9 protein-coding genes are annotated in these 17549 nt (G+C 43.1%); 1 reads left to right on the plus strand and 8 read right to left on the minus strand.

Annotated elements, in window-relative coordinates; all coding sequences use genetic code 11:
• Positions 1 to 752 precede the first annotated feature (752 nt).
• From K7X70_RS02210 to K7X70_RS02245, 8 genes are all read right to left on the minus strand, one after another.
• Positions 753 to 1310, minus strand: coding sequence for an adenylyl-sulfate kinase (locus K7X70_RS02210; protein WP_222535520.1), 558 nt, complete (start codon positions 1308 to 1310; stop codon positions 753 to 755).
• A 1-nt stretch (position 1311) separates the two neighbouring features.
• Positions 1312 to 2262: a phytanoyl-CoA dioxygenase family protein gene (locus K7X70_RS02215; RefSeq protein WP_222535521.1), complete on the minus strand. Its 951-nt coding sequence runs from the start codon at positions 2260 to 2262 to the stop codon at positions 1312 to 1314.
• A complete protein-coding gene (locus K7X70_RS02220; RefSeq protein ID WP_222535522.1) occupies positions 2249 to 3211 on the minus strand; it encodes a hypothetical protein in 963 nt (320 codons plus the stop codon). The genes K7X70_RS02215 and K7X70_RS02220 overlap by 14 nt, the downstream gene beginning before the upstream one ends.
• A complete protein-coding gene (locus K7X70_RS02225; protein WP_222535523.1) occupies positions 3192 to 3887 on the minus strand; it encodes an aspartyl/asparaginyl beta-hydroxylase domain-containing protein in 696 nt (231 codons plus the stop codon). The genes K7X70_RS02220 and K7X70_RS02225 overlap by 20 nt, the downstream gene beginning before the upstream one ends.
• Before the next feature lie 100 nt (positions 3888 to 3987).
• Positions 3988 to 4878 carry a PorP/SprF family type IX secretion system membrane protein gene (locus K7X70_RS02230; protein ID WP_222535524.1) on the minus strand — a complete coding sequence of 297 codons (891 nt, stop codon included), beginning with the start codon at positions 4876 to 4878 and terminating at the stop codon, positions 3988 to 3990.
• A gap of 44 nt (positions 4879 to 4922) precedes the next feature.
• A complete protein-coding gene (locus tag K7X70_RS02235) occupies positions 4923 to 13835 on the minus strand; it encodes an MBG domain-containing protein (protein WP_222535525.1) in 8913 nt (2970 codons plus the stop codon).
• 33 nt (positions 13836 to 13868) lie between these two features.
• Entirely contained in the window at positions 13869 to 14435 is a 567-nt protein-coding gene (locus tag K7X70_RS02240; RefSeq protein ID WP_222535526.1) for a phage tail protein, read from the minus strand.
• Positions 14436 to 14916: 481 nt separating this feature from the next.
• Positions 14917 to 15933, minus strand: a complete 1017-nt coding sequence (locus K7X70_RS02245) for an LCP family protein (RefSeq protein WP_255606868.1) — start codon at positions 15931 to 15933, stop codon at positions 14917 to 14919.
• A gap of 118 nt (positions 15934 to 16051) precedes the next feature.
• Between K7X70_RS02245 and K7X70_RS02250 the strand changes: the two genes are divergently transcribed.
• Positions 16052 to 17341 carry a nucleotide sugar dehydrogenase gene (locus K7X70_RS02250; RefSeq protein ID WP_222535527.1) on the plus strand — a complete coding sequence of 430 codons (1290 nt, stop codon included), beginning with the start codon at positions 16052 to 16054 and terminating at the stop codon, positions 17339 to 17341.
• Positions 17342 to 17549: the final 208 nt, after the last annotated feature.

Raw genomic sequence — 17549 nt, forward strand, 5'->3', positions numbered from 1 at the left:
CACCATAACTCATACTGCTTAATAAAGAATAACCATAACAAGCCCGGCATTAACAATTGTCGGTTGCTCAAAAAAAGACCCCATATCCACCATAACTCATACTGCTTAATAAAGAATGACCATAACAAGCTCGGCATTAACAATTGTCGGTTGCTCAAAAAAAGGCTCCATATCCACCATAACTAATACTGCTTAATAAAGAATAACCATAACAAGCCCGGCATTAACAATTGTCGGTTGCTCAAAAAAAGGCTCCATATCCACCATAACTCATACTGCTTAATAAAGAATAACCATAACAAGCCCGGCATTAACAATTGTCGGTTGCTCAAAAAAAGACCCCATATCCACCATAACTCATACTGCTTAATAAAGAATGACCATAACAAGCTCGGCATTAACAATTGTCGGTTGCTCAAAAAAAGGCTCCATATCCACCATAACTAATACTGCTTAATAAAGAATAACCATAACAAGCCCGGCATTAACAATTGTCGGTTGCTCAAAAAAAGGCTCCATATCCACCATAACTCATACTGCTTAATAAAGAATAACCATAACAAGCCCGGCATTAACAATCGTCGGTTGCTCAAAAAAAGGCCCCATATCCACCATAACTAATGCTGCTTAATAAAGAATAACCATAACAAGCTCGGCATTAACAATCGTCGGTCGCTAAAAAAAAAGAGGATAGGCTAGGACAAGGCCTAGAAGGATTTCAATGCCTCCCCTCAAGGGAGCATTGGAATAATTCAGCCTTGGAGTAGTTCCTGCCTCTTTTTTCCCAATTCCTTCCCTTCCAAATACCTGTTTAAACACTCCAAACTTTCTTCAAAGCCCAACACATCCGTTTCTATGACCAACTCTGCTGCTCCTGGAACCTCAAACACATCATTCACACCGGTCAGGTTATAAATCTTATCCGGGTGTCCATCTGGTAAATGCGCTTTAAAGTACAGCCCTTTCGTATCCCTTTCTCTCAATGTCGATAGGCTACATTTAATCCACACCAGTTCCATCTCTTCTTTTGAAAACACCAGTTTCCTTCCTTCTTCAAATGGGTTGATAATGGAGAGCAGCACAAGGTCATACTCTGCGCTAATGCGCCTCGCTTCTTCCTTAATTCTGCGTACATTTTCCAGTCTGTCGGCTTTACTAAAACCCAGATCTTTACAGATCGACTGTCGGTAATCGTCGCCATCCATCACCATCACCTTCCGACCCTTATCACGCCATTTTTCTGCCAGCGCATTTGCCAATGTTGTTTTTCCGGCACCGGAGAGCCCACAAAACTGAATGAGGATTGCCATGTTACAACTTATTATAGCTGATATACTGTACAAATCTAGGGAGCTCAGAAAGGTTTGGACTTGCCGCATGCGGACAAGTATTACGCCACAGGATCAGATCACCTTTACCACCTGGCACTGTTACTGATTTTTCGGTAATTCGCAGAAAATCATGTGCTCTATCCAGGCTCGAAAAATCCTTGATCCATTCTTCGAAGCGTAGGTGAAATCCTGGAACTACCTGCAGCGGACCACGGTTTTCAGGCACCTCATTCAGATAAATCATGCCTTGAATATGAAATTCTATTGGGCGGTCGATATTCAGGTCCCAGTGTAATTTTGTCTGCGGCGGTGCCCAATTTTCATTTTGCGGCGGATTGTAACCCAATTTTTCCGGGATGGCTACCAGCTGATTGGTCTGGTAAAGCTCCGCAAAAATCTGTTTTATTGCTGGAGATTGTCTGGCGGCCTCAATATCTTCATTTTGATACATCTGCAGCATAATCCCTTGCCAGTCTGGATGTGCAATGTACCAGGTTTCCGGATAATCCATGTGCAGGTTGAGGTGTTTACAGATCCGTTGTTTCAGCTTGTCGCAATGTTCCGCTTCGAGTGCCTGAGGAATTCTGAGGTAGCCATTTTCCTCCCAGAAGCGGAGTTGTTCTGCTGTTAATACCTTCGGATGGTTTTCGGCTGGGCGATCAGTATCCTTATTTTCCTGCCATTGCTGAAAATCCTGACTGGCGCGATTTATAAAATCAGCGCCTTTCAATGCTGTTGCCCATTCGATAAAATGGTCATAATCCCGGCAATCACGGTATAGGAATGCATAAGTTTCATATTTACCAAGGCCATACATATTCATCCAGATCTCTTCTGTATGTTGATATACTGCATCACGGGGAATCCCCTTTCCTCTTTTTATTAGCTCATGGTTTTCGTAAAATTGGCTGCTGAAACTACAATCTTTCATTTGATTTTTTTAGTTGTTGATAAGCTTCCATACAGTCCGGATAATGGTATTTGGCTTCCGGTACACGGTCTTTCTGGAAAGCTGTTTTGGTTGATTTACTATGGTATTTTAAGCGATTGTTGATACGTTCGCGATCTTTAATCTGGATATTGGCGAAGTTGGAAAACCGATCAATCATTTCGGGGATACCATCTCCATAATCGGCGAAAGCATTTTTTGGATGCTGCAGCTGTTGAATCCGATAGGCCTGTTCATAAAAACCTTTTAAAACATCGGCTGTAAATTGTCTGAAATCGCCGCGATAATCCTTCATTGGATCTATTTTAAGGAGTTGTTTACTGACCATTCCCGGAACCGTATGTATCCCTGGCTGTTTTCCATGAGAGGCGAGTACTTCATCTGGTCTGCGCAGTAAAAAGAAAAAAGGCGTGTCTGGATACCAGCTGCGTAAGGTGTCATAAAAATGCAGGTGCCAGCTGTCGAGCTTAATGATCTGAGCGGTAGCAACACTATTTCTCTGTTGCCCTAACACCTTTACTGCGGCCATGAACCACTGCTTTCTTTCCGCCTCAGTGAGGTCTGTGGCGCTCAGGATCTGATCTAATAGCGGCGCTTCTGCGATGATGATATTTTCATCATCTTCGCCAAAAGCCTGACTCAGCAAAGTAGATCCGCAGCGCGAAACATGAAATACAAAAGCACTGAGGGAGGCATGTGTAATTCCTGCTGCGGCTTCCAGCAGAAATTCCGGAGAACTGACACTGGGCAATCGTTTTTTTTCTCTTCTTCTAAAGCGGCAGATTCCAATGGTATCATCAAAAAAAGGCTCCATCATCTTGCGATCTTCCAGGTCCATCCAATTCAATATCCATTGATCTTCTTCTTCAGAACGAAACAGCTGGTAGGGTACCCAATTTGTTAAAAATAAATCAGGCTTCATGTGCTCCACTATCTCTTAGTTTTTGGATCACACTTCTTGCGGTATCGGTATCAAGGCGCTCCAGTTCGGCGATGATCAGCAGTTTAGTCGCTTCATCATAAGAAGGGCCTTTAGAAACCTCATGGATAGGAAAACCATGATCTCTGAACAGCTCATCGGTCCAGGCATTCCTGATCCCATCCATAATCAGGTGAACCCTTGTTTCCTCCCCTTCATTGACAATGCTGTGCGACTCATTAAAATCCAGGTACCAGCATTCCCCTGCTTTCAATTGCAAGCGCTGGTCGTTGATCATAAAATGAACGCCGGGGTTGGTCACTACAGGAATATGAATCCTGAAACTCCCTTCCATATAACTGCAGCCAGGATCTTTGTGTGGTTTAATGATGCTTCCAGGGGCGAGGGCCAGCAATCGGATGGATTCCTTTTCACAGCGCCAGGAGTTCACAATGCTGTTGATGTAAGGCAATGCCTGCAGCAATGGAGTATCCTGATAACTGCCGCCATGGGCATAAATATCCTGACTTTTACCGGAAGCCGAACGGAGTGAAATACTTCGCCAGTCTCCATTAAAATCGTTCGTATTGAAATGCATTGGCCATTCCTGTTCCAAACAATAGTTCAATTCCTGCTGGAGCTGCAGCCGGTTGTAGTCGATGTTAAATTTGAGGTGCGTTAGCGGCATAGCTTCAAGATTAGTGGACGCAAAACAGGAGATTAAAAAATCTCCTGTTTGATTAAGTTTAAATGTACGTTTAATTCATGCTGAACAGCACAATATAGGCTTATTTACCAAGGTTCAGTCTGAGGTTGAGCTCAAAACTACCATTGGTATACTTGCTCAATGCCGAAGTCTGCGTGGTATAGTTCCCGGAGATCAGGTATTTCTTTCTAAAGTCCATTCCTAAGCCAAAAGTTGCATTTTCTGTGCTGTGGTAAAGTGCGGTCAGGAATACCTGTTTGTTCGCAATTTCCAGCTGTGCACCGGCATCCCAGATGTTATCATAACCTTGAACCCCTCTATAGGCTACTTTTGGCTCCAGGTCGAAACCATTTTCTCCTTCAGATAAATTCAGGCGGTAACTTGCAGCAGCATAAAAAGTAGAGACATCGGCCAGCTTAATCACATCCTTTTTTAACACACTTTTCAGATTGGGAATGGAAGCCTGAACCGTCAGTTTCTTGGTGGTGTAAGCCGCTCCAAAATCACCGTCCAGGTAAGTTTTTCGGTCGTTATACTGACCAACTCCTGGATCATTTGGATTGCCATAAATATCACTGTTTTCTAATCGCTGACTCATAAAACCGATCGACACCCCGAAATGAAGCTGATTGTCCTCGTTGTTCATTTTCAGGTGATAGGCATAAGTACCTACTACCCGCGTTTGTCTTTGCAGCCCCGCGCTTTCATTGTACACATTCAAGCCCAGACCCACTTTATTAAAACCGTAGTCGGCAGTAATATTCTGAGTCAGTGGAGATCCTGGTACATTGCTCCATAATTTACGATAAGCGGCATTAAATCTCAACCCTTGGTCAGCTCCGGCCATGGCTGGATTGATCAGGTACTGATTGGTATAATATTGTGCGGCTAAAGGATTCAGCTGTGCTTTGGCAGTGTTGCCGATGGTGAAAACCATCAGCAGACCTAAGCCATATTTATAAATTTTGTTCATCTTGAGGATGTTTGAGTCGGTGAAATTGAAAGTTAAAGCGTTCATTAGTTCTCTCTTACAATGGTGATAAATCCTTTGAATTTCGGTCTGTCTTTACCGAAGTCGATGACATAGTAATAGGTACCTTCAGCCAGCGGCATGCCATTCAGCATTCCGTCCCAGCTGTTGTCATAGCTCCGCTTACCATAGACCATTCTACCTGCTTTATCGAAGATTTTCACTTCATTATTAGGGTAGAAGTCAATGTTTTCAATGATCCATTTGTCGTTGTAACCATCACCGTTAGGCGTTAAAATATTGGTGGCTTTGATCTTCACCAAGTCGTCCAATACATTCACGGTAAAGCTTTTCTGCTCAGAACAGCCACTGGCATTGGTTACGGTAACCGTATAAGTAGTCGTTTCTCTAGGTCTAACCATAAGGTTAGCACTGGTCTGACCGCTAATAATGCTGTTGTGAACTGCCCAAACATAAGTGCTGCCTCCGCTGGCAGTCAAGACTACCGTTTCGCCTTTGCTCACATCTGTGCTGCTGTTATTGTTGTTGCTGCCAATGTTCGCGTTAATCGCAATTACAGGAAGCGGATTTACGGTCAATACAAACGTTCTGCTATAGGTATCTACACCACCATTGTCGGTTCCGCCATCGTCTTTTACGGTAACGGTGATCGTACTGGTGCCTGAAGCACCGGCTTTAACACGGTAGCTGAGGATAGCTTTGCCGCCAGAGCCAGGTGTTATTGTTAAGCTTTGTAACAATGCAGCGTTGCTGCCGGATGCGGTAACGGTAGTGTTTTGTCCGGATTCCGGACCAGCACTGATACCTGTCAAATCAATAGTCTGACCAGTTGTTGTATAGCAAATAGTTTTGCTGGCAATCGCATCCAATGTCGGGATTTCATTGACATCGCTCAGGTTAATGCTGAATGTTTTGTCAAGAGAGAAACCATGTTGGGTAGTACTTCTAACTTTTACACTGTATACTTTTTTGTTTTCATAATCCAGGCTTGCTGCGGTTAACAGCTGATCACCGGCAATGCGGAATACAGCATTATCAGTATCGCCGGTTCCGCTCACTAAACTATAAGTAAAGGTGGCATTTGGATCATCAGCAGTACTGCTTAAAGTACCGGCTTTAGCTCCTGCGGCTTGGTTTTCATAAAGCGTGGTTGCTGCCAGCAATACATTTGTTGGTGCTCCTGCTTTTACAGTCAGTACACCATTTACATTTGTAATCACGTAGTTCGAGCCTACTGCACCTGAAGGCACAATCGGGTAAGTTCCAATCGGACTGTTGATCGTAGCCACTGAAGTAAATGTTCCTTTGTTTGTCAGCGCCGACACATCATCTCCATTTACAAAACCAGTATAGGTTCCAGTAAACGTTGGATTTGCAGTACCCACAAATTTCGTTTGTGCATCTGCGGTAATGGTTAATGGAGCTGGGTTAATGGAGAAAACACCTTCATTATAAGTCGGAATATAATCTGTACTTAAAGCAAGGCTGCCTTTAGAAATCACATAATTTCCTTTGTTTTCCCCTGGAGCTCTGGTAGGTGTACCGGTAACTACATCACCACTTTCCAATGGCGGAGCAGTATAACTGAGCTGCGGATCTGAGGCGCCATAAGTTTTGCTATTCGAATTAATCTGAATGGCTATTGGTTTAGCTGTAATCGACAGATTTGCCGGGGTATAAGCAAGCGTGTAATTTGCATTAAGGCTCAGGTTTCCTTGTCCGATTTCATAGTTACCCACATGCGTTCCCGCGGTTCTGGATAATGCACCGCTGATGAGATCGCCAGTTTGCAATGCAGGAACTACATCGTAGTCGAATGCAGGATCTGCCTGACCATAAACTTTAGTTTTCGCCTGCGCGGTTACATTAATGGTTTTTTTGCCGATCGTTAAATTGGCAGGTGTATAATTCAGGATATAGTTTGAATTTAAAGCCAGGTTTCCTTTTCCGATGACGTAAGTGTTTACTGCTTCACCAGCTGCGCGGGATAGTGCGCCAGTGAAGGTATCACCAAGTCTTAACGCCGGACTAAAGTCGTAATCCAGTGCCGGATCTGATTCACCATAAACTTTGTTTTTCGCCTTCGCGGTAACATTAATAGTTTTCAGGCCAATGGTTAAATTAGCAGGGGTATAATTCAAGGTATAGTTTGCATTTAAAGCAAGATCTCCTTTTCCAATGACATAGGTATTTACATTTTCACCTGGGGCACGTGACAATGCGCCTGTAAAGGTATCACCAGATTTTAATGCCGGACTAAAGTCGTAATCCAAAGCTGGGTCTGCTTCGCCATACACTTTGCTTTTAGCTTTCGCCGTTACTTCGATGGTTTTCAAACCGATCGTTAAATTGGCAGGTGTATAGTTCAGGGTATAGTTTGAACTTAAAGCAAGATCTCCTTTTCCAATGACATAGGTGTTTACATTTTCACCTGGGGCACGGGATAGGGCGCCAGTAAAAGCATCACCAGATTCTAATGCCGGAGTAAATGAATATTCTAATGCTGGGTCAGCTTCGCCATACACTTTGTTTTTAGCAATAGCGGTTACATTGATGGTTTGCAAGCCAATATTGAAATTTGCAGGGGTATAATTCAGGTTATAGTTTGAACTTAAAGCAAGATTTCCTTTTCCAATCACATAGGTGTTTACATTTTCACCTGGGGCACGGGAAAGTGCACCCGTAAAAGTATCACCGCTAACCAATGCTGGATTGGAAGTATAAGTCAGCTCTGGATCGGTACCACCGTAAATCTTAGATTTCGCATCGGCAAGCACGTCGATGTCTTTTTTGTTGATCTGAAGCGTCGCACCAGGATTTAAGGTCAAGGTGTAATTGTTATTTACTGTCAGATCTCCCAGCGACAAAGCATAGCTGCCAACATTTTCTCCGGCAGCTCTGCCGAGTTTACCGCTATACGAGTTTCCGCTAACTAATGCCGAACTGCCAGTATATCCAAATATAGGATCAGCGTCACCATAAGTTTTAGTTCCGCTTACCGCAGTAATCGTAATTTCTTTCGGCGTAATGCTCAGGTTTGCCGGGACAAATGACAAGTCGTAATTAACAGTACTTAATGCCAGGTTTCCTAAATTAATCGGATAAGTTCCAACATCAGTTCCCGCTGTTCTATCCAATTTTCCGCTAAACACATCACCATTTGGTAGTGGAGCAGATAACGTATAAGGTAAAGACACTGGATCTGCATCACCGTAAACCTGGCTTACTGCTGTAGCAGTTACCTGGATCGCTTTCTTGGTAATGGCATAATTTTCAGTACCTAGCTGCAGGTTATAATTTTGTGGATTGCTGGTGGTCAGCGTTCCAAGTCCAATGAGATAATTGTTCACCGCTGTACCTGGAGCTCTGTTTAAAGCACCGCTAAAAGTATCACCATTTAATAAAGCCGGACTTGCCGTATAATTGATTGTGCCATCTGCATCTCCATATATTTTGCTCTGACCAGCAGTAGGGGTAATGCTGATGTCTTTCTTCAGTACCACAAAGTTTACTGGAGTCGGACTGAAATTCAGGGTGTAATTGTTACTTAGCGCCAGGGTACCTTGAGTGATCAGGTAATTGTTTGGCGTATTTCCAGCTACTCTGGCTAAGGCTCCAGTGAAAACATCCCCGGTTTTAAGTGCAGGGGTATGGTTGTAATTAATCACAGGTTCCGCATCGCCATATTGGATACTCGCGGTGATTGGTGTAACGGTAATCACCGACTTATTGATCGTAAATTGGGGAAGTGGACTTAATACCAGATTGTAATTGGCACCTGCACTAAGCGTTCCTAAATCGAAATTATAAGTACCCACATTTTCACCTGCTACTCTTGCCAAATCTCCTGTGATGACATCTGGGGATACCAATGGTGTAAAGTTGTAGGCAAATGATGGATCAGCCTGTCCATAGGTCTTAGCATAAGCAAGCTGCGGTGTGATGGTTACTGGTTTCTTGCTGATGGTAAAATCGGCAGGAGCATAGGTAATCGCATATTTATACTGATCTAAACTGAAGGTGTTTTGCTGGATTTCATAGTTTCCTGCATTCTCGCCAACTACTCTTTTTAGGGTTCCTGTACTGACATCAGTGCCTACAAGCGCTGGACTAATGATTGGGGCAGCTATGGCTGGGTCTAGATCGCCAAACACTTTTGTCTGTGCTGTAGCTGTTACCGTAACCGGTTTTGGTTTGATCTGCAATAATCGGATGACCGGTGGAGCATAAGAATAAGTCCCATTACCAGCTTGAGTGGCAATAATAGAAACCGATTGCAGGTTGTTTACACCTACAACGGTAACTGTATTGCCTGAAATTGTAGCAAGAGCAGGCTCATTGGAGGTAAAAGTAACAGGTAAACCTGAACTGCTGGTGGCATTGATGGTAAATGAACTGCCATATTCTGCGGCTGCCGGCTGATCAAAAGTAATGGTTTGTGCATTTAGTGGTGTTCCAGTCGCCGTATAACTGGTGTTTACATTCCCTGCAGCATCAGTTACCCGAAGCGCATAGTAATAAGTAGTTAAATTCGTCAGCCCAGTATGTGTGAAGCTCATTGGATTCGTGGCATTCGCCGCAAGAACGGTAGTCAGGACATTATTACCCAAAGCTAAAGGAGTTCCGCCAATCAATTCATACTTCGCATAGTCAGCATTTAAAAACCACAACACGTTGTTTTCTTTATCTCCAGGTGTTACCCCCAGAAAATTCGGCGCAACTGGAAGTGTTTTATCAAATGTAACCGTAGAAGCATCATTGGTTGTGCTCAAGCTAACACCTGCATTTCCAGCTAAATCTGTAAATCCGATACTAAAGCTCACTAACCCTTCTGTGTTCGCAGTGGTCAGGATTTTTGTGGCAGTATATACGTTCCCGACGTTTGATAGGCTGGTTGCGGCCAAACCATCAATCAGAACTCCAGCCTGAATGGCTTCGGAGGCGGTAAAAGTTAAAGTCACCTGGTCATTAGGTTTCGCCAATGCTGGATTTGGGTTGTTACTGCTGATGCTCACATTGCTAATGGTAGGAACAGTTTTATCCAGCGTCACCATTGATCCAGTGGTTACGGTAGTCACTGTGGTTCCCATATTTCCTACCTGATCTCTGAAATTGATGGTAAAAGGAATTTCTCCTTCCGGCAGACTGGAATCGATGGTATAAAAGGCCATGTAGCTGTTAGGCGACGCAGTTGGCAGCACTGTTAAAGTAGCGCCTGCTATAACTACAACTGGCGTTAAAACGGTCTCTGAAGCAGTAAATCTCAAGGTAACTACATCGCCAGGTTTTGCAATTGCAGGATTGGTAATATTATCGGATACAATAGTTACTGCGCTTAATGTTGGTGGAGTTTTGTCGTAAGTTACCGCAGAAGCATTGCTTGTTGTCGTTCTGGCTGTACCCGCATTTCCGGCAATATCAGAATAACTGATGTTGAAAGGAATTACACCATCATTGTCTGTAGATAGCATGGTATAAGTAGCTACCCAAGTATTTCCGGTTGTATTTTGAACCGTAGCAGAATTTCCACTGATGGTAACTACAGGAGTATTAATCACTTCAGAAGCGGTAAAGTTGAGCGTAATGATATCCCCAGGTTTGGCGAGAGCTCCACTGCCTGCATGATTGGACTGTATCGTTGCCGTATTAATAGTTGGTGATGTTCTGTCAATGGTATAGATTTGACTTGGTCCAAATCCTGTTAGAATGGGATTTGAAACCAAGTTGGCAATTCCAGTACCAGAATTTCTTAAATTAATAGCAAATGGACCATTATTTACGCCTGTGGTTAATGTAATGGTATAGGTTGCTCCTGATCCGACAACTGAGCTAATGGCAGTTCCTGCGGCGGAGCCGGGAACCATTTGAAAATCTGAGACATCTACTCCGGTTACGGACTCAGAAAAGGTGATCTCGTATTCTACTGAACTGGCATTGGTTGATTGCGTTGTTGGCGTTTTTCTATTGATGCTTAGTGCAGTTGGCGTTCGACCGTTGACAACAATGCTTCTGCCATTTGCCAAAGAGCCTACTCCTCCTGGAGCAGGAAGGGTAAGTGGAGCGGCAATGGCATTCTGATCACTAATTGTACCTCCATTTAAAGTTAATGCAGCGCTGCTGGAATAATCCAGCTGTGTACTGTTTTGACCGGAAGACACGGTATAACTGAAGCCTAGGGTAGTTGATCCGGTACCACCTATATAATTTGCAGAGCCACCTGAATTTAAGGCAAGAATTGGTGTACCTGTTACAGTTACAGGCTCTGAGAAAGTAACCGAGATGGGAAGGATTGCGCCAAGACCATGAGGTCCATCAGTTGCTGAACTACTTACTGAGGTAATCGTGGTTGGAATATTATCCACCACAACCTTACTGGAGTTAGTGGTTGTAGTAACTTGTGTACCTATATTTCCAGCCAGATCGCTAAAATTAACTGTAAATGTCATCTGGCCTTCCGGATCAGTAGCAGTTACGGTGTAGGTTGCGTTATAAATAGAACCAGATGGGTTAGTGACTGTCGCAGGGTTTCCGTTGATGGTCACTACTGGAAGGTTGAGTACTTCGGATGCAGTCAGGGAAAGTGTCACCACATCTCCTGTTTTTGCGATTTGAGTATTGCTATTGTTCGAAGCAATGGTACGCGTCGAAATTGTAGGAGTGGTCCTATCCACATTATAGGTTTCACCACTGGTATATCCGACTAAAATGGTATTGCCTGAAGCTCCAGTGATTCCAGTACCTGAACTACTTAAGTCCAGGCGTAGGGTGCCAGTTCCATTTGTAATTCCTGTGGTAACGGTTACGGTATAAGTAGTTCCTGATCCAGTAAGGCCCGATAGGCCAGGAGCGACTAAACTGCCTGTAGAAATTATGCCGAAATCTCCTAAATCCACACCAGTTACTGCTTCAGAAAAGGTAACCGTAAAATTCACTGTATTAGCCTTAGTAAGTGCTGCGGCTCCGCCTGTTCTAACAATGCTAGCTACCGTTGGGCGAGTCCCATTCACTACCAGGTTTGAATTTGCAGCCAGGGAGCCAGCGCTGCCAGGACTTGCTAATGTTAAAGTGGCATCATTTCCTGCGGCATCTTTAAGGGTTCCTCCATTTAAAGAAAGTGCCGTTGTGCCAGTATAGTCGAGATCAGCAGTGCTTTGACCTTCAGCGACCAGGTAATTAAAGGTTAGTGTTGATGTTCCGCTTCCGCTGGCATAAGTGGCATTCCCAGCAGGGAGGCCAACATTTAAAGCCAGTTGTGGCGTACCAGTAACAATTATGTTTTCTGTAAAAGCAATTTGTATTGGGATCGTTGATCCTATATTATAAGTCCCATTTGTACTGCTTACGCCAGTAACCGTTGGGATGGTTGTGTCTATGATAATGTTGGAATTAGCACCTAAAGATCCTGCTGCCCCTGGTGTAGCGAGGCTGAGTGTTGCATTATTACCTGCAGCGTCTTTGAGCGTTCCTCCTGCTAAAGCAAGCGAGCTTGTTGCGGCATAGTCTAGGTCGGCGCTATTCTGATTTGCCCCAACCGTATATCGGAATGTTAAGCTGGAAGTGCCAGTTCCAGAAATGTAGCTGGCTGTTCCTGCTGTTATCGTGTTGAGGGTAAGTGTTGGCGTACCTGTTACTGTGATGGCTTCAGAGAAATTTACATTGATGTCAATGGTTTGTCCGGCGCGATAACTGCCATTTGATGTTACTCCTGTTACGGAGGAAACAGTTGGAACAATTCCATCCACAATAATATTGGAACTTCCACCAAGCGAATTCGGAGAGGAGGTTGCGGGTAAGGTTAGTATGGCGTCAAAATTGGTTGCACTTTTTATGGTTCCGGCTTGCAGGCTTAGAGCATTGGGAGCTGCATAATTGAGATCCGGACTTGTTTGTCCAGTTCCCACGGTATAGTTAAATGTTAAGCTGCTGGTTGAGCTTCCTGAAACATAGTTAGCATAAGAAGTAGGAGTGGTATTGAGTGTTAATTGTGGTATTCCTCCCGTGGTGTTCACCGTAACATTTTCACTGAAATTGATGACGATAGGAATAATGTCTCCGATTTTCTTAATGCCGCTTGCAGTTGAAGTTACGCTGGCTACTGTTGGTCCTTCAGTAATGGTGTAAATCGGTTGTGAACCAGAAAATGCACCGCCAGAGGTTCCTGGGATAAGATCTTTTGCATTAGTCTGAGTATTCGTACTGGCCCAGTTTGCAGGTGTTTTTATGTTATTCAGCAGGTCATCTTTTGATCCTGTAAAAGTAAAATTATAAGAATTGAAATGTCTGCTTAAATCAGGCCCACCTGAATAAGTGACCAATGTGTTATAGGCTTTTGTTCCGATCAATTGTGTTGGAAGCACAGAAGATTGGTTTGATGGGGTATTCCCAGGTAATGTCCAGCCGGTTGAAGTATCAACGCCGGGTATGGCAGGTGATGTATAATTCGTATTTAAAAATCCATAAATGAAATTAAAGCTGTTGTCTGGATTTGTGGTATAAACTAACCAGCTATCTCCGCTGATGTCACTAATAGGTCGAATACCTGCATTTGTCCAACCAATTTTAGTTACTGTTCCGTATGTGGAAGGTTGAATTACTGGGGTGGCTACGCTATTGGTAAAGGAAATCGAAAAAACTGTGCCCTTCGGAACCATCTGACTGACGGTCCAGGTGAGGAGTCCATCTGAGCTGCTTGCTCCAAAGACAGTTCCGTTGTAGGTGTAATCGGTAATTTTGATGATGGTTCCGGAAGGAATATCCACCAGAGCAACCAAAGCGATTGTTCCTGTGAAAGGTGTTACAGGAGCTGGTCGGGTATCGCCGTTCACACCAACAATGGCGATATCGCCAGGTGTCAATTGTGCATGACTTGTTTTTGCTGAAAGGCAGCAAAAACAAATGATCATAAATATGAGCGCGTTAAGGAAATTTATTTTTTTCATAAGATTGAGAGCGTTAATTCAAAAAATTAGAATTTAGTTTCTGCTTGGGAAGCCACCTTCAGTACATATAACATAGTTGATCGCAAGTGTTGGCTGTGCAATTGATATGGGTACACTACCTCCGGTTAGTCCAACAGTTGTGGCTACAGTACCTCCGCCAAGAGGAATAGTTGGTACATTAGTCGTGTACCCTAAGATTGGCGTTGCATTTCCATCAATAATTGCGGCTAAAGCGTTACCCGCAGTTGGTACAGGCACATCTGCTTCTTGATCACTCACTTTCAAAGTTAGTGTTGAAGCAGCAAGATGGTTGTGTGAAGGCATGTTGTTGATGGTAATCGTAGCAGTCTCTGAACCTATCTTCTCCCCAAGTATGTGGTTAGTAGGTAAACCTGTCCCTTGACCTGTTCCAATCATCGCTCGGCCTCTAAGGTCTGGAAGACCAAAAGTATTTTGTCCGTCTCCACCATAAGTAGTGCCTAACAGCGCATAAAGGGCTGAGTTTTGTTGAATAGAGATCAATTGGCCATTGCAGCCCAGGTAACCTCTTGGTACAAAAGTCCCAGCAAAAGCTTTGATCATTCCTAGATATTCATCCATAATAAATTGTGTTTTATGTTAATAATTGTTTGATTTGAGCAGCGAAATTGTCTTCGAGGTTTGAGCCATAGCGATAATGGACGCCTGCGAAAGCATAATCAATAAATTTTAAACGAAGGTGTTGGGTGTTGTTGAACTCAGAAAAAACGAAATTAAAAATTTCATCTTTTACTAAGATACCTTTAATAGAAAGGAAAATGTCCATTGAACAATTAGGGTTGAGGCGTTAATTATCAATACTTTAAACAAAGCTATATAAAAAAAATCATGCTACGTTTAATTTTTTAAATTTATACGATTAGTTGTTGTGTTATAGCTATTTGTGATAAAAGAAGGTTATTTTATGATTTATTTTATAAATTATATAAAATTTTGATCATAATAATTCAATTCGATCTTTTTGGGAAAAATCGGTTGGAGACTAAAAAACGGATTTTTAAACGAAATTGGCTTCAATTCGCTGGCTTTCCCAGCCTGCTCGCTACCGCTTCGTTTTTACAGGGTTTGTGGAACCATATATAAATTGATGTATTGAATTTGTAGTTGTTTTTAAGTCGGTGGTTAAATACCAAATGTTATCAATTCTTTTTCCAACGCTTTCTTTGTCCAGTGGAAATCTGGCCTGTTCTATCGTTTTATTTTTAGAATTTAAAATACTTCCGGCAAAGCTGAAAAGTGTGAAATTGTTCATGCTTGTTTCCAGGTTAGGGAGCACATCTGTGGCAAAAACGGGAAAAATTTCCTTACCTTTTAATTTCAATTGATTGAAAATTGCGATGAGTACGCTTCGCTGACGCTCCGTTCTCTGGGCGTCACCATGGCCAACGGCCCTGATCCGGGTATAGGCAACGGCTTGTTTTCCGCTCAGTAATTGTAAGCCCGCCTGGGTCAATGGTATTGCTGGGATCTTATCATAAATTGATAACTCATTCAAGTAGTTATTCAGGTAAGGAAGCTCTTCGGTTTTCACTGGAATCTGCACCCCGCCTAAAGCATCTACAATCTTTGCGGCACCATAAAAATCAACATTAATATAGTCCCTGATATTCAGGTTGAAATTCTGATTGAGTGTTTTTATCGCCAGCTGCGGTCCACCAATGGCGAAGGCCGCATTCAGCTTATTCATGCCTGTACCCTCGATATTCACATAAGTATCCCTCATAATGGACAACATTTTGAGCTTTCCGCTGAGCTGGTCAATGCTGATCACCATCACCACATCAGAGTTTCCAGCCTCGGCTTCCGTCCGCCGGTCTACCGCAAATAAGGCAATATTGATGGGCGGATTCTGCTGGCTTTTCTGCTTGGCGATGGCCTTCGCAGAAATTCCCAATGCAGCATCAGAACGGTTCAGCTGCACTACTTTTTTTGCAGCCGGAGGAACCATAAAGTCGACCCGATTGGCCGTACTGTCTTGTGCTTTCAGCTGGAAAAATCCGAAGCCGATACACAGGATCGATAAGACGAATGTTTTCATTTTTCCTTTGATTGTCTTCATTACCGGTTACTAATAATTCAATAACCGTACCTACGAACAATTAAAATTCTTTCTACCTTTAAAACGTTCTTGAAATTTCGGTTACAAGAGCGGGAACCGGAGCTAAAGGAAAAGAAAAATGAATATGGACAAAGCGTATAAAATTGCAATTATAGGTTTAGGGTATGTGGGATTGCCGCTCGCTATTGAATTCGCAAAAAAGTATAAAGTACTCGGTTTCGATATTGACGAAGTCAGGATTCAAGAACTTTCTGCTGGGGAAGACCGCACCAGAGAGGCAGACCTGGAAGCGCTGAAGACCGTTCTCCATACCGATGACCGCCCAACTGGATTACAGTTTTCTGCAGCAACAGCAGATTTAGAGCAATGCCAGATTTATATTGTAACTGTTCCTACGCCCATTAACCGTTTTAAAGCGCCGGATTTACAGCCCTTGCTGAAAGCCTCTGCCATGATCGGCTCAGTTTTAAAAAATGGAGACATTGTAATTTATGAGTCTACCGTTTATCCCGGATGTACGGAAGAAGATTGTGTCCCTGTGCTGGAGCAATACTCCGGACTGACGTTCAATGAAGGCTTTTTCTGCGGCTACTCTCCGGAAAGGATCAATCCCGGCGACCGCATCAATACTTTAACCAAGATAAAAAAGGTGACTTCTGGATCTACACCAGAAATTGCCGAGCAAATAGATCAGTTATATGGGCAGATCATCACTGCCGGTACGCATAAAGCACCAAGTATAAAAGTTGCTGAAGCGTCAAAAGCCATAGAAAATGCACAGCGGGATGTCAACATTTCTTTTGTCAATGAACTGGCCTTGATTTTTGACCGTATCGGCATCGATACCACAGATGTGATCGAGGCTGCGGGTACAAAATGGAACTTCCTGAAGTATAAACCCGGATTGGTAGGTGGCCATTGTATTGGGGTAGATCCCTATTACCTGGCCCATAAAGCAGAATCATTAGGCTACCATCCGCAAGTCATCCTGTCGGGAAGAAGGGTAAACGACAATATGGGCATGTTTGTGGCCAATAAAGTAGTCAAACTGATGATCGCCAAAGGCTATCCGGTAAAAGGAGAAAAGGTATTGATCCTCGGTTTTGCATTTAAAGAGAATTGTCCGGATGTCAGAAATACAAGAGTCATAGATATTTACCAGGAATTGCAGCAGTTTGGAATGGAGATAAATGTATATGATCCATGGGCAGATCCTGAGCTGGTGAAACAGGAATATGGTTTTCAGCTCGATAGAACCTTAATAGATAAAAACTATAAGGCAATTATTGTGGCGGTTTCGCATCAGGAATTTTTGACTTTCGACTACGGAAAATACCAGGATGAAGGGGCAATTATTTTTGATACTAAATCATTTATTGACCGCAAATTTACTGATGCGCGACTTTAACAAAAAACAAAAGAACAATTCTTATATTGTGGCACGTTTTTAGTTAACTAGTAAAAAAATATAATATTCTTAGATGTTTTACGATGCGCTCTGCCCGTTTTTCTTTTCGAAAAGCGTTTCTTCAAGTTCATTAATCAGGGGATCCTACTCAGGTACTCAGGATAAAGAAATCAATTTTTTTACTATTGCTTATACTAAATATTGCTGT

Source organism: Pedobacter polysacchareus (genome assembly GCF_019802255.1).
Classification (GTDB): domain Bacteria; phylum Bacteroidota; class Bacteroidia; order Sphingobacteriales; family Sphingobacteriaceae; genus Pedobacter; species Pedobacter polysacchareus.

What these genes read in the sequence shown, in the direction of transcription:
- K7X70_RS02210 (WP_222535520.1), bottom strand. Translation starts at nt 1,310, where the DNA reads ATGGCAATCCTCATTCAGTTTTGTGGGCTCTCCGGTGCCGGAAAAACA.
- K7X70_RS02215 (WP_222535521.1), bottom strand. Translation starts at nt 2,262, where the DNA reads ATGAAAGATTGTAGTTTCAGCAGCCAATTTTACGAAAACCATGAGCTA.
- K7X70_RS02225 (WP_222535523.1), bottom strand. Translation starts at nt 3,887, where the DNA reads ATGCCGCTAACGCACCTCAAATTTAACATCGACTACAACCGGCTGCAG.
- K7X70_RS02230 (WP_222535524.1), bottom strand. Translation starts at nt 4,878, where the DNA reads ATGAACAAAATTTATAAATATGGCTTAGGTCTGCTGATGGTTTTCACC.
- K7X70_RS02235 (WP_222535525.1), bottom strand. Translation starts at nt 13,835, where the DNA reads ATGAAAAAAATAAATTTCCTTAACGCGCTCATATTTATGATCATTTGT.
- K7X70_RS02240 (WP_222535526.1), bottom strand. Translation starts at nt 14,435, where the DNA reads ATGGATGAATATCTAGGAATGATCAAAGCTTTTGCTGGGACTTTTGTA.
- K7X70_RS02245 (WP_255606868.1), bottom strand. Translation starts at nt 15,933, where the DNA reads ATGAAGACAATCAAAGGAAAAATGAAAACATTCGTCTTATCGATCCTG.
- K7X70_RS02250 (WP_222535527.1), top strand. Translation starts at nt 16,052, where the DNA reads ATGAATATGGACAAAGCGTATAAAATTGCAATTATAGGTTTAGGGTAT.